The sequence below is a fragment of the Polaromonas sp. genome (genome assembly GCF_012927455.1).
Taxonomy (GTDB): domain Bacteria; phylum Pseudomonadota; class Gammaproteobacteria; order Burkholderiales; family Burkholderiaceae_C; genus Polaromonas.
In genome coordinates this window covers 14,529-27,653 of sequence record NZ_JABBPE010000003.1, presented here as the reverse complement: position 1 = coordinate 27,653, position 13,125 = coordinate 14,529, and the positions used below count along the sequence as shown (strand labels likewise).

Annotated in this window: 13 protein-coding genes, 1 tRNA gene and 1 pseudogene; 10 read left to right on the top strand and 5 right to left on the bottom strand. The window is 60.8% G+C overall.

From position 1 onward, the window contains the following. Positions 1 to 17 precede the first annotated feature (17 nt). Positions 18 to 740 (top strand): ABC transporter ATP-binding protein, encoded by a 723-nt coding sequence (locus HHJ18_RS04520; RefSeq protein ID WP_296911994.1) that lies wholly within the window; start codon positions 18 to 20, stop codon positions 738 to 740. A 30-nt stretch (positions 741 to 770) separates the two neighbouring features. Here HHJ18_RS04520 and HHJ18_RS04515 read toward each other — a convergent pair whose 3' ends face one another. Beyond that, on the bottom strand, positions 771 to 1,685 hold the full coding sequence (locus tag HHJ18_RS04515) for a PPK2 family polyphosphate kinase (protein WP_296911992.1): 915 nt from the start codon (positions 1,683 to 1,685) through the stop codon (positions 771 to 773). A gap of 210 nt (positions 1,686 to 1,895) precedes the next feature. Between HHJ18_RS04515 and HHJ18_RS04510 the strand changes: the two genes are divergently transcribed. Both HHJ18_RS04510 and cqsA read left to right on the top strand, forming a co-directional pair. Continuing rightward, on the top strand, positions 1,896 to 2,348 hold the full coding sequence (locus tag HHJ18_RS04510; RefSeq protein ID WP_296911990.1) for a rhodanese-like domain-containing protein: 453 nt from the start codon (positions 1,896 to 1,898) through the stop codon (positions 2,346 to 2,348). A 209-nt stretch (positions 2,349 to 2,557) separates the two neighbouring features. Further along, a complete protein-coding gene (cqsA, locus tag HHJ18_RS04505; protein WP_296911988.1) occupies positions 2,558 to 3,811 on the top strand; it encodes an alpha-hydroxyketone-type quorum-sensing autoinducer synthase in 1,254 nt (417 codons plus the stop codon). Between the two features lie 9 nt (positions 3,812 to 3,820). Here cqsA and HHJ18_RS04500 read toward each other — a convergent pair whose 3' ends face one another. Then, positions 3,821 to 4,822, bottom strand: coding sequence for a response regulator (locus HHJ18_RS04500; RefSeq protein ID WP_296911987.1), 1,002 nt, complete (start codon positions 4,820 to 4,822; stop codon positions 3,821 to 3,823). A gap of 46 nt (positions 4,823 to 4,868) precedes the next feature. After that, positions 4,869 to 6,170: a HAMP domain-containing sensor histidine kinase gene (locus tag HHJ18_RS04495; protein ID WP_296911985.1), complete on the bottom strand. Its 1,302-nt coding sequence runs from the start codon at positions 6,168 to 6,170 to the stop codon at positions 4,869 to 4,871. A 90-nt stretch (positions 6,171 to 6,260) separates the two neighbouring features. Here HHJ18_RS04495 and HHJ18_RS04490 point away from each other — a divergent pair, with 90 nt between their 5' ends. The 4 genes and pseudogenes from HHJ18_RS04490 (at position 6,261) to HHJ18_RS04475 (ending at position 10,076) form a co-directional block, all read left to right on the top strand. Continuing rightward, positions 6,261 to 6,929, top strand: coding sequence for a helix-turn-helix transcriptional regulator (locus HHJ18_RS04490; protein WP_296911983.1), 669 nt, complete (start codon positions 6,261 to 6,263; stop codon positions 6,927 to 6,929). Positions 6,930 to 7,016: 87 nt separating this feature from the next. Further along, positions 7,017 to 7,784, top strand: a complete 768-nt coding sequence (locus HHJ18_RS04485) for a type III pantothenate kinase (RefSeq protein ID WP_296911981.1) — start codon at positions 7,017 to 7,019, stop codon at positions 7,782 to 7,784. 219 nt (positions 7,785 to 8,003) lie between these two features. Beyond that, a complete protein-coding gene (locus HHJ18_RS04480; RefSeq protein WP_296911979.1) occupies positions 8,004 to 8,258 on the top strand; it encodes an acyl-CoA-binding protein in 255 nt (84 codons plus the stop codon). A gap of 69 nt (positions 8,259 to 8,327) precedes the next feature. Continuing rightward, positions 8,328 to 10,076 (top strand): annotated as a pseudogene (locus HHJ18_RS04475) (type VI secretion system Vgr family protein). 84 nt (positions 10,077 to 10,160) lie between these two features. On the opposite strand, the gene HHJ18_RS04470 reads toward HHJ18_RS04475, so the two are convergent. Then, positions 10,161 to 10,245: transfer RNA gene (locus HHJ18_RS04470), tRNA-Leu, on the bottom strand. Positions 10,246 to 10,285: 40 nt separating this feature from the next. On the opposite strand from HHJ18_RS04470, the gene cysM reads away from it, so the two are divergent. The 3 genes from cysM to HHJ18_RS04455 all read left to right on the top strand — a co-directional run bounded on the left by cysM (position 10,286) and on the right by HHJ18_RS04455 (position 12,144). Continuing rightward, positions 10,286 to 11,188, top strand: a complete 903-nt coding sequence (gene cysM / locus HHJ18_RS04465; protein WP_296911977.1) for a cysteine synthase CysM — start codon at positions 10,286 to 10,288, stop codon at positions 11,186 to 11,188. 109 nt (positions 11,189 to 11,297) lie between these two features. After that, positions 11,298 to 11,831, top strand: a complete 534-nt coding sequence (locus tag HHJ18_RS04460; RefSeq protein ID WP_296911976.1) for an NUDIX domain-containing protein — start codon at positions 11,298 to 11,300, stop codon at positions 11,829 to 11,831. Between the two features lie 85 nt (positions 11,832 to 11,916). Further along, the gene (locus tag HHJ18_RS04455; protein ID WP_296911974.1) at positions 11,917 to 12,144 is read left to right on the top strand and encodes a sulfurtransferase TusA family protein; all 228 of its coding nucleotides are present in this window, start codon (positions 11,917 to 11,919) and stop codon (positions 12,142 to 12,144) included. A 14-nt stretch (positions 12,145 to 12,158) separates the two neighbouring features. Here HHJ18_RS04455 and galU read toward each other — a convergent pair whose 3' ends face one another. Next, on the bottom strand, positions 12,159 to 13,082 hold the full coding sequence (gene galU, locus HHJ18_RS04450; RefSeq protein WP_296911973.1) for a UTP--glucose-1-phosphate uridylyltransferase GalU: 924 nt from the start codon (positions 13,080 to 13,082) through the stop codon (positions 12,159 to 12,161). Positions 13,083 to 13,125 lie beyond the last annotated feature (43 nt).

Sequence of the window (13,125 nt, the reverse complement as noted above, 5' to 3'; positions counted from 1 at the left end):
GTAAAGAGAAATTCAATATGTTGAGTATCAAAAACCTCGAAGCTGGCTACGGCAAAGTGCAGGTTCTGCACGGCATTTCGATGGAGGTGCCCAAGGGAAAAGTGGTCACGCTGATTGGCTCGAACGGCGCTGGCAAGACCACCACCATGCGGGCCATCTCCGGCATGATCAAGCCTACTTCTGGTGAAATCACGCTGCACGGCAAGCGTGTCGATGGGCTGGAGTCCTACACCATTGCCAAGCAGGGCCTGGCGCATTCGCCCGAAGGCCGGCGCGTGTTTGCCACCATGACGGTGACCGACAACTTGCTGCTGGGCGCCTTTCCGCGCCTGACCGGCAGCCGCCCCAAGGGCGATGTGCCGGGCGACCTGGAACGCGCTCTGGAGCTGTTTCCGCGTTTAAAGGAGCGCCGCACCCAGCTAGCCGGGACGCTGTCCGGTGGCGAGCAGCAAATGCTGGCGATGGCGCGCGCGGTCATGCTGAACCCCGAAATCGTCCTGCTCGACGAGCCCTCCATGGGCCTGGCGCCCATTTTGGTGGAAGAAGTTTTTCGCATCATTGCCGACCTGAAATCGCGTGGTGTGACCATGCTGCTGGTCGAGCAGTTCGCCGCCGCCGCCCTGAAGGTGGCCGACTACGGCTACGTACTGGAAAACGGGCGCATCTCGGTTCACGGCGAGGCGGCCAGCCTGCGCGACGATCCGGCTGTCAGGGCGGCCTACCTGGGGGGCGGCCACTGATATTGCCGAGCCCTGACGCGGGTTTGCTCGTCAGCTGACCTTAATGCCCTCCAACGCAGGATCCCCCGGCGGGTAGCGCAAATCGAGTTTGTGCAGGGCATGGTGCACCAGCTTTGCAATCATCAGGTCGCGGTGAGTCTTGGAATTGGCCGGCACCACGGTCCAGGGCGCCCAGGCAGTGCTGGTTGCGTTGAGCAGGCCTTCGTAAGCCTTTTGGTACTGCTTCCACTGTTTGCGAACTTCCAGATCACCCAGGCTGAACTTCCAGTGTTTGGCAGGGTCGTCGAGCCGGGCTTGCAGCCGCTCACGTTGCTCGTCCAAGCTGATGTGCAGCATGAACTTCAAGATCACGGTGCCGGTCTCGCTGAGCATGCGTTCAAAATCGTTGATGTGCTGGTAGCGTTGCGCTGTTTGCGCCGCCGTGATCCAGCCATTGACGGGCGGTACCAGCACATCTTCATAATGGCTGCGGTTGAAAATCATCAACTCGCCCGCGCCGGGCACCGCCTGGTGGATGCGCCACAGATAGTCGTGGGCGCGCTCCTCTTCGCTGGGGGCTTTCCATCCCATGGTGCGAACCCCCAGCGGGCTGATGCGGCCGAACACGCCGCGCAGCACGCCGTCCTTGCCGGACGTGTCGGTGCCCTGCAGAATCACCAGCAGCTTGTAGCGTTTGTCGCCGTAAAAGCAGTTTTGCAGCTCGTCGAGCTCGTTGGCCAGGGCTTCGACCGCCGCCTTGTCAAGCTGTTTGTCTCCATTAGAAAAAGGCTTGGCTGCAGGATCGAAGTCATTGAGGCTGCAGGCCTTGCCCTTTTTGTTGGCGTTATTGGCGCTGCCGCTGGTCTCGGGCGGCTGCCACGGGGCGAGCATTTTGGCCATGGACTTGAGGTCCGCCTTGGTAGGCGGCGAGTCCGTCGTGTAAGGGGCGTCACCATTTGGGGGCATTAGAGTCTCCGGTAGTTGCTTGCTGTGTTTGCGCTTCGCTTGATTTTGCCTGCCATCGAACGCGCACTGCAAAAGTTGCCTCCTCAACTTGCCATGCAGTGGTGGATCGCTGGAAAATACTTTCAGTTTCACCATGGTCGCCTACTGCCCAACGCACGCCTGACGGCGCAACATGGAGATGATTCAACTTTCAATACGACAGGTTCCCAGATGAGCATCAGCACCCCACCGGACTCTCCTACTCCGCTCCAGGGACAGCAGAAACAGCCGGCGCCGGGCTACGCCGGTGACATTCTGCCGCAGCTGGCCTTTGCATGGCTGCAGTCGGCCCAGGCAGTGTTGGTGGATGTGCGCAGCGACGCCGAGCGCGCCTGGGTCGGTTATGTGCCCGGCGCGGTGGCGCTGGCCTGGAAGCAGTGGCCTGGCATGGAGGTCAACCCCAGCTTTGACGAATGCCTGAAAGCCGCCGTGCCGCCGGGCAAGAAAGTCGTGCTGTTGTGCCGCAGCGGGGTCCGCTCTATCGCTGCTGCTCAACGAGCCACTGAACTCGGGATAGAGGCCTACAACATTCTGGAAGGCTTCGAAGGAGATGCTGACGCGCAGGGGCAGCGCGGTCATCTGGGAGGCTGGCGCTTTCGTGGGCTGCCATGGCAACAGAGTTAGGTGTGCGGTATTGCAACAAGTTACTTTTTGAGACCAGTTAGAGTAAATAAAAATAACTACAAAAATATTTAGTAATGAGTTATATAGTTCTAGTCTAATTGGATAATTCATGGCGATAGCGTTTTACCCCTGACAGTTCTAACAGGGGGTAAGACGTATCAATTTGTGTAACAGTTTTCAATGAGAGTTCATTTCTATTGGAACTCTTCATGCAAGCACTCGAACGCAAACTCGCCCCTGCCGCCCGCCCTTTGGGCAACCCTTCCCTTGGAACGCAGCTGACCCAGCGCATCGCACGCGACTTCACACCGCGCTGGAATCAGCAGTGGGGCGGAAAATTTGTCCTGCACGGCAAACCGCCCGGCTCCAATGCAATACGGCTGGACGGCAATGACTACCTGGGCTTAACGGGGCACCCGCTCATCGTCCAGGCCCAGGTCGATGCGCTGCGCAAGCAGCAGGAGTTTGTGGTCCAGTCCGGCGTGTTTCACCTCAACCAGCATCCAGCCCGTGCGCTGGAGTTGGCCCTGGCCAATTGGGTTGGCAAAGACGATGGCTTCATCTGCCAGTCAGGCTATGCCGCCAATGTGGGTTTGCTGCAGGCCATTGCCGATGCGCAAACACCGGTCTATCTGGATTCGCTGGCGCATGCGTCCCTCTGGGAGGGCGCCCATGCGGCACGGGCGCCGGCCTGTGCGTTTCGGCACAACGACCCGGCCCACCTGGCGCGCATGATTGCCAGGACCGGACCTGGCCTGGTGGTGGTGGATTCCGTCTACAGCACGACAGGCGCGCTCTGCCCGCTGGTGGAAGTCGTTGAGGTCGCTGAACAGTACGGCTGCATGATCCTGGTCGATGAATCGCACTCGCTGGGCACCCACGGCCCTCAGGGCGCCGGCCTGTGCGCCGCGCTCGGTTTGTCGGAGCGGGTGCACTTCATCACCGCCAGCCTGGCCAAAGCCTTTGCCGGGCGCGCCGGTTTCTTCACGGCACCGGCGCACATGCGGCACTACATTTTTTGTACCAGCTTTCCCAATATTTTCAGCTCCAGCTTGCTGCCGCACGAAATTGCCGGGCTGACGGCCACGCTGGAAGTGATTCGCCAAAGTGATGAGGCACGCAGCCGCCTGCTGGCGCACACTACGCGCCTGCGCGCCAGCCTGAGTGATCTGGGTTACCCGATTCACCAGGGAAGCCAGCAAATCATCGCGCTTGAAGTTGGCATGGAATGCGACACCATGGTGCTGCGTGACCGACTGGAGGAGCGCGACGTGTTTTCGGCCATGTTTTGCGCGCCGGCCACCAGCAGCAAGCGCGCGATGATGCGGCTCACGTTGAACGCCGGCCTGATGGATTCGGAACTGGACCACGTAGAGGCGGTGGCGCGCGAGATTGCGCCCCTCGTCAAACCTTGGGATTGGCCGATCGCACGGCGTGCCCGCGCTGCTCAGGCTTCCTCTTAGTCCCGGTGTCTAGTCCTGCAGTTCACGATCGCCCACGGTGGTGATAAAACGCGCGTAACTGGACGCCTCACCGGAGCTGAAGCTTTCCGGGACCGCAAAGATGGCGGCGTACAGGCGCGCCGGCTCGCTGGCGATGGCAAAGGCCTGCTGCGGCCGGGGTTTTTGGCCGCCACCCAGGGCCAGCTGCAGTTCCAGGTCCACGAGTCGTCTGCCGGCGCGGATGTCCCCCACTGTGGTCGCGTCGAAGCCTTGGGATTCGGCCATTTCAGCGAGCTCCTGCAGGTTTTCGGAGGGCTCCAGTTGCAGCCAGCTTGCGCCACCTTGCGGGTGCAGCGCCAATATGCCGAACGGTGCGCCTATCACCACCCGCTCTATCCAGCCCTGCTGCAGCGTCAACTTTTCCAGCGCTTTTGAAATCGCTGGTTCACACAGCAGCGCATGCTGCGCGCGCGACAAGGTGGCGCGCCAGATCTGTTGATGGCGTGTGTCTGGAATGTGGCGCAGGCCCTGGATGGCCTCGGTCAGGCGCAGGCGAATCCCGGGCGACTGCTTGGCAATGAACTGGTCGATCAGACCGCGATTGAAAGCCGATACCGCGAGTTGCTCATCGGCCCGGCCCGTCAGCAAAATACGCGAACCGGACCAGCCCGTGAGTTCGCTCAAGACCCGCAGCCCGCTCATCGCCGGCATGGCGTAGTCCACCACGCAGACCCGGGAGAGCGCAAAACGCGCTATGCCGTCGTCACGCCAGTACTGCAGGATCTGCGGAATCAGTGAGACCCCCTCGCGCCAGCGATTGATGATTTCCTGCTGTGCCCAGGCGTCTGCCTCCCACTGTAGGGTCTCCTTCAGCAACTGCTCAATGCAGGCCACGGGACGCAGGAACATGCGAACGTACCAGTCGGGCGGCATGACTTCGGCCAGCATCTCAAGGTAGTCTCTATCGTCATCGAGAAAAATCACGCCGCCCGGGCGGCGGTACAGGGCAAAGGATAAGGGGGTCGGAGTCATTTGGGTTCCTGAAAATCAGCGCTGGAGCACGGTCATGGCCACAGCCTCAGCCCGCCAGCGGCAACTCAATCGTGAACGTGGCGCCAACGGCGAATTGTGATTTCACGGAAATGCTGCCGCTCGCGCTGCGCACCACTTGCTGGCAAAAAGCCAGGCCCAGGCCGTGGCCGGTGCCGTGGTTGCTGGAGAAGAACGGTTTGAAAATATGCGGCAGCAGCGCAGCATCAATGCCCATGCCGTCGTCGCTCACGACGATGCGGCCACGCTGGTGCAGCATGCCGACTTCGATGCGCAGCGCGCCCGGATGGTACCTGGAGTCAGCTGCCATTAGCGAATACAGTGCATTTTTCATCAGGTTGTCGAGCACCTGGGAAAACTGGGTGAATGACGAGAGGAAGGTAAAGTCACGGTGGATCAGCACCCGCACGCAGTCACGCTGGCGGCTGGCGGCGAAGGGATAGGACGCCACCACCTGCTGCACCAGCTCGGCAGCAAAAATCCGCTCGGCGTGGCTCGGCAGCTGCATCAGTTTGGCATTGGCGATCTGCGTGTCGATCTGGTGGTTCATGTTGCGCGCCAGCGCGTGCAGGCGCGAAGCCAGCTTTTCCAGCTGCGGCGAGCGTGGATTGTCCGGTTGGCGCTCGACTTCCAGTTCAATCGCGTCACCAATCAGCGCCGCCGTAGACAACGGCGTTCGCAGTTCATGCGCCATGATGCCCATGGTCGTCAGCGCGTGCGCCAGTTGTGTCCGCCGCAAAGTGGCCGACGACAGGCTGAGCACGAGGGCGCAGGTCCACGCAAATGCAAACACCACGGCATGGACGATGCGCTGGTTTTCCGCGATCGGTGGGACGCCCGGTCCCAAGAAGCGAAACAGCACCCAAGCCAGCAGGCTGCCCGTGATGATGCCCAGGGTGGCGAAGCGCCAGTCGGTGACATGGTAGTAAACCAGCACCATGACCGCCAGCGTCGCCAGCCAGACGGCGCTGCCGCTGTTGCACAGGTACATCCAGCTGAAGAAGACCGGTAACTCCAGCCAGAACAGGAGACCAAAAATTTTCTGCACCAGCGCGCTGTCGGGGTGCAGGCTCACTTGCGGCGCCATCAGGCTGAAGCCCAGCAGGCTGGCGATAACCCGCAGCGTCAGGTTTTCGTAGGGTTGCGGCAGCCAGACCGACCAGATCCAGGCAAACAAGGCATTGCCCAAAAGCATCATCAGCCCCAGCCACCAAAGGCGCCGGGGCGATGGATGCAAAATAGGCTCCAACGGCGGCACGACCAACTCCTCGCGCAGCCACTGAAACCAGGGACGCTGCGCAAGCCGTGCGTAGACGTCAACCACCCTCACTTTAAAAACCTCTCAAGCACAAGCTGAATCCTCACTGATGACGTATTTGACATTTGGCTGCATTGTCCTTGTTCTCCTGCGGCCGAGCTAATGCAGCTACCTGCTAATTTTGACAGTGTCAGCCTGGACGGCGTCATCAGCGACTGGATGTGCGCCCTGCATGAGTTTTCGGTCGAAGCCCTGATGGTGCTGGGCCCTGACCCTTTCGCCGGTGATGAGGACCGACTGGTGCTGGCCCTGCATCCGCCGCGCCTGCTTGAAGCCGCCCAGGCGCTAGCCGAGAGCCGGGATTTTGGCGCGCTCTGGCGCGATTCCGATGCGCCGCTGGTGGCCTGGCAGGATATATCCAAGTCGGCTTTCGAAAATCTCAGTCGCTGGCGCAGGCTCTGGCTCGGTCATGGCTACCAGAGCGTCGTCCGAATCGCGTTTCCGTTGACGGTTGGGCGCGCTTTCGAGTGCTATCTTTTCAGCCCGCGCCAGTGGCACGACCGCAGCGAGGCGGCGGCGCTGGCCTGGTCCGCGCTCAACATCTGGCCGCTGCTCAAGCGGGCGTTGGCAGAGGCCCGCAGCCCCTTGAGTCCGCGCGAACTCGAATGCCTGAAGCTGGCTTTTCAGGGCACGACGGCGCGCAAAAGCGGCGAGTTGTTGCTCTGCAGCGAGCGCACCGTCAACTTTCACCTGGCCAATGCCATGACCAAGCTCAAGGTCGACAACAAGCTGGCGGCGGTGCAGCGCGCTTGCTGGTTCGGCCTGATTTGATGGCGAGCCCTGACGCCGTGTCCAGTCAAAAAACTTTAGCCGGGCGACCTCGGGCGCACGCGGCAAACCTGTTCATAATTCAGCCCAATGACCTTTCTAGCGCTTGACGTAGGCAACACCCGCCTGAAATGGGCCCACTACGACACGCCCGTGGTGGGCGCCAAGCTGCTGGCGCAAGGCGCGGTGTTTCTGGAAAACATCGACCGGTTGGCCGAGGACGAATGGCGCGCCTTGCCGCCACCGTCGCGAATTCTCGGCTGCATCGTCGCGGGCGACGCCATCAAGCGGCGCCTGGCAGAGCAGATGGACCTGTGGGACGTCGCCCCGGTCTGGGTCGTGTCAAGTCCGCAGGAAGCCGGCCTGAGCAACGGCTACGACCACCCGGCGCGCCTGGGAGCCGACCGCTGGGTCGCCATGATAGGGGCGTACCACCGCCTGCTGGCGCGTGGCAGCCGCAAGCCCTGCGTGGTGGTCATGGTCGGTACGGCGGTGACGGTCGAGGCGATTGACGCCTCCGGAAAATTCCTGGGCGGCATCATCCTGCCCGGCCACGGCATCATGCTGCGCGCGCTTGAATCGGGCACCGCCGGCCTGCATGTGCCCACCGGCGACGTGCGCGACTTTCCCACCAACACCAGTGACGCGCTGACCAGCGGCGGCACCTTCGCTATCGCCGGCGCGGTGCAGCGCATGGTGGAAAACGTCACGCGCCATTGCGGCGAGACGCCCGAGTGCATCATGACCGGCGGCGCCGGCTGGAAGATGGCACCCAGCCTGTCGGTCAGGTTTGAGCTGGTGGACAACCTGATTTTTGACGGCTTGCTGGAGGTCGCCGCGCGCCGCTTTGCCCCCTGATGGGTCTTGGTTAGCTATTAAAAGCATAGCTACTTGCGCACGATTTCATTGGGTTGCAGCCATTAAGTAGCCCTGACTTGGTGCTGCCCACCGCAACTCACCGCAACCCCGCAGCAGCAACTCAAGGCCGCCTGCCTTGGAAAATAGGCGGTCGCTAAGATAGCCCCACGACCCCAGCCCTTCTTCGGGGTGCAATTTTTTTGAACAAGGAGCGTTCCCATGTCAGACCTGCAAGCCACCTTCGCCCAAGCCATGGCCGATTCGAAGTACCTCAGCGAGCGCCCCGACAATGCCACGCTGCTGAAAATCTACGCCCTCTACAAGCAAGGCAGCACGGGGGACAACACTGAGCAAAAACCCGGTTTCAGCGACATGGTGGCCAGAGCCAAGTGGGACGCCTGGAACAAGCTCAAGGGCACGTCGCAGGACGAAGCCATGCAGATGTACATCGACCTGATTGCGGAATTGAGCTGAAATAGGCTGTAAAAACGGCTGTAGCCCAATAGATACGGGCGCTAACAGCTATCAAAATAATAGCAATTAATGTTCCAAGGAGCCGCAAAAATACGCATGTGGCCAAGTTTTTTGTCGGTACCAGAGGAGGAAAAAACCACGAACAACCCAGCCGCAGCCGGGCAGGCATTTGCCAGCGCCGAAGGCCTCAACACCCCAGGGCTGAACCCCGCCGATTTGCTGGCCCTGTTCGGCACCGGCCTGTCCCAGCGCGCCCGGCTGATTGAGCTGGAAACCGCCCAGGGCTTGGCGCTGCCGGACCGGCTGGTGGTCGAGCGCTTTCATGGCGTGGAAGCCGTCAATCCCCTGCTTCGCTTTGACATCGATTGCCTGAGCGGTTCCACCTCGCTGGACCTTAAGCAATTCATCGGCGAGCAACCCACCTTGCGTGTCTTGTTGCCCGGCGGTGACCACCGCGCCTGGCACGGCTATTGCACCGAAGCCGCCTGGCTGGGCGCCGACGGCGGGCTGGCGCGTTACCGCCTCACGCTGTCACCTTTTTTAGCTTTCCTGGCGCTGCGCCGCGACGCTTTCCTCTTTCAAGACAAAGATGCGCTGGGCATTGCCCAAGAGCTGCTGGCCGACCACCCGCAGGCCAATCTTCGCTTCGAGGTCACGCAGCTTCTAACCAAGCGCGCGATTTGCACCCAATACTAGGAAGGCGATCTGGATTTTTTGAGCCGCCTGCTGGCCAGCGAAGGCCTGAGTCACCGCTTTAAACACGAGCAGCCAGGTGACAAAACAAGTGCCCGGCGAGACGAGGCAAACGACAAACCAGCGGCCCACGCCAAACACTGCCTGGTGATTTTTGATGCCGCCTCCAGCCTCAACCAATGGCCTGCCGTATCGCCCTCTGCCTCGCTAACCTCGATTCGCTTTCACCGCACCGCCGCCACAGAAAAGCTAGATACCATCACCGCCTTCTCGGCCCAGCGCCAGGTGGGCGCCAACGCCGTGGCCCTCAGCAGCTGGGACCACCAGCAATTGTTGGCCCCCAGTGCCGAGCTTGCCAGTGGTTTGAACGCTGGCGCCCTGCCCACCCTGGCGCAGTACGACGGCGCCGGCCAGCGCCGCTATGCCAATGCAGCGGCTGCCCAGCAAATGGCCCAGCTGCGCCTGGCCGCCCTGGAGCTTCCCAACAAAACCTTTCATGGCGCAGGCAGTGCCCGCCAGATGAGCGCAGGCGCGCGCTTTACCCTGACCGGGCACGCCCATTACACAGGCGAGCAAAGCCAATTCAAGCTCTTGAGGGTCGAGCACGCCGCCGCCAACAACCTGCCAGCGCAGGTCAGCCAGCTGCTGCAGCGCGTAGGCAGTACGGGAAGTACCAGTTTAGGTGCCAAATCGGCCGACAGCCCAATAGCTACGGGCGCAAGCAGCTATCAAAACAGGAGCAATGATGATTCCGGCGACCTGAGCCGTCTGGAGCGCGGCACTTACCGCAACCGCTTTTGCGCCGTTCGCGTAGCCGTGCCGGTGTTGCCTCTGGCCGGTAGCACGCCTGCCGTGGCTGTGGCCAGCGGCCCGCAGACCGCCCTGGTGCTGGGCTTGCCCGGTGAACAACTCACCACCGAGCGCAACCACCGCGTGAAATTGCAGTTCGCCTGGCAGCGCGGCGCCAGTCCGAACGTGGGCGGCTTGACGGAGACTGGAGCGGACACGGGCGTGAACCACGGCGGCACGCTGTCGGGCTGGCACAGCCACAGTCTGAGTGGCCCGGAAGGCGCTGGTACCATCACGAACACCATCGTTTTGAGGGTATGTCATGGTGGTCGGTGAAGCCGCATGAGACAACAAAAAAACCGCGATGCCTAGGCGACATGCGGGTTCTGAGGAGTTCTGAGTCTGTCTGACTCGATCGACTGGTGCCCGGGGCCGGAATCGAACCGGCACGCCTTTCGGCGGGGGATTTTGAGTCCCCTGCGTCTACCAATTTCACCACCCGGGCAAGAAGAAGCGAAGAGCGAAATTATGGCACAGTGTGTCGTATGAACTTTCCAACCATTGAAGACGCAATCGGCAAAACGCCGCTGGTCGCATTGCAACGCATCGCTGCCGAAGAAAACGAATTACGTGGCAACGTAATTCTGGGCAAACTTGAAGGCAACAACCCGGCCGGCTCAGTGAAAGACCGGCCGGCGCTGGCGATGATTCGGCGCGCTGAAGAGCGCGGCGAGATCAAGCCCGGCGACACGCTGATTGAAGCCACCTCGGGCAACACCGGCATTGCGCTGGCCATGGCCGCCGCCATCAAGGGTTACCGCATGGTGCTGATCATGCCGGAGGACCTGAGCATTGAGCGCGCGCAGACCATGAAAGCTTTTGGCGCTGAACTTATCCTAACGCCCAAGAGTGGCGGCATGGAACACTCGCGAGACCTGGCCGACCAGATGCAAAAAGAGGGCAAGGGCCGGGTGCTTGACCAGTTCGCCAATATGGACAACCCGCGCATCCATTTTGAGACCACCGGGCCCGAAATCTGGACCGATACGGCTGGCAAGGTGACGCATTTTGTCAGTGCCATGGGCACCACCGGCACGATTACCGGCGTCTCGCGTTATTTGAAGGAAAAAAACCCAGCCATCCGGATTGTTGGCGCCCAGCCCAAAGAAGGCTCGCGCATTCCGGGCATTCGCAAATGGCCGCAGGCCTATATGCCCAAAATTTATGACCCCAGCCATGTGGATGAACTGGTGCTGGTCAGCCAAGGCGATGCTGAAGAGATGTGCCGGCGGATGGCGCGCGAGGAGGGCATTTTTGCCGGTATTTCAGCGGCCGGCGCTTGCTGGGTGGCGCAGGAAATTGCCAAGACGGTGAAAGATGCGGTGATTGTCTTCATCGTCTGCGACCGCGGTGACCGCTACCTCTCCACGGGCGTCTTTCCGGCCTGATGCTCCACATCGTTTCTTCTATTTTTAAACAAAATTGCCTGTAGTCCTTACGGGACGGGCGTAATCAGCTATAAAAATAATAGCATTCACTTACCTCGACTGACTGTCCATGACCGAAGAATTCCACTTTTGCCCGCGCTGTGCGACGCCGCTGGCGCTGTTGTCGCAAATGGAGGACAGCGGCGAGAAGGCGCGCCTGCGTTGCCCTGCCTGCAACTACACGCACTGGAACAATCCCACCCCGGTGTTGGCGGCGGTGGTCGAATACCAGGGCCAGATTCTGCTGGCGCGCAACGCCGCATGGACCGGCAAGATGTTTGCGCTGATCACCGGCTTCATGGAGGCCGGCGAAACGCCGCAGGGCGGCATTGCGCGCGAGATCAAGGAAGAAACCAATCTGGACACGACGGCGCTCGACCTGATCGGCGTCTACGATTTTCAGCGCATGAACCAGATCATCATTGCGTATCACGCCGTCTGCACTGGCGAGGTCAGGCTGTCGCCCGAACTGGCAGAGTACCGACTCTACGATTTTGAAAAAATTAGGTGCTGGCCGGCAGGCACCGGCTACGCATTGGCGGACTGGCTACGCACGCGCGGCTATGCGCCGGAGTTCATGGAGTGGGACAGCAAGCCCGCCTAAATGCGGGACTGTTGCAGCCTGTGGCCCGGATGACCCGAGTGGTGCCCTGTTATTACTTAAAATGACTCCAATTCAAGGACTCACCATGCACATCGACAAAGAACTCGACACCCGCGGCCTGAATTGCCCGCTGCCTATTTTGAAAGCCAAAAAAGCGCTGGCCGAAATGCTGAGCGGCCAGTTGCTGCGCGTGGTGTCCACCGATTCCGGCTCAACCCGCGACTTTCAGGCCTTTGCCAGGCAGACCGGCAACGAGCTGATCGATCAGCAAGCTGCCGGCAGCGACTTCATTCACGTATTGAAGCGGCGCTGACTTTCAATAACGCTTTACAGCGACTTGTCAAGTCTGCGTTCCTTGCCAGACCAGCCGATCTGCAGATTTTCAAGATAGTTTCTGAAATGCGCGCCGACTTCCGGATGCTGCAGAGCCAGTTCGACGGTGGCTTCCAAAAAGCCTTCCTTGCTGCCGCAGTCGTAGCGCTTGCCGGCATATTGAAAGCCGTAAACACTCTCGTCACGCATCAGCCCGGCAATGCCGTCGGTCAGTTGAATTTCACCGCCGACCCCGCCCGACTGATTGCGAATGTGCTCAAACACAGCGGGCGTCAAAATGTACCGGCCCGCCACGCCCATGCGCGAGGGTGCGTCCTCGGGGGCGGGTTTCTCGACCATGTGGCTGATCTTGATCAGGCCCGGGCGCACTTCGTCGCCGGCCACAATGCCGTAGCGGCGGGTTTGCTCGGCGGGCACTTCCTGAATCGCGATGATTGACTGCTGCAGTTCCTCGAACTGCGCCGCCATTTGCGACATGACCGGCTCGCCACCTTTCGGGCCTACCATCAGATCGTCGGCCAGCAGTACGGCAAAGGCCTCTTGGCCGACCAAGTGTTCGGCGCACAGCACGGCGTGCCCGAGGCCCAGCGAGCGCGGCTGGCGAACATAGGAAAAGTTCATGTCGTTGGGCTGAACCGAACGCACCAGCGAAAGCAAGGCGTGTTTGTCGGCCATTTCCAACTCATTTTCCAGCTCATAAGCGGTGTCAAAGTGGTCTTCAATCGCCCGCTTGTTGCGGCCGGTCACGAAAATCATGTGACGTATGCCTGCCGAATAAGCCTCTTCCACCGCGTACTGAATCAGCGGCTTGTCCACGACGGGAAGCATTTCCTTGGGGCTGGCCTTGGTGGCGGGCAAAAAGCGGGTGCCCAGCCCGGCGACTGGAAAAACTGCTTTGCGTAACTTGAATTTTTGCATCGGGCTCTTCCTAAATAAAAGTCTATAGTCTGACGTTTTTTTG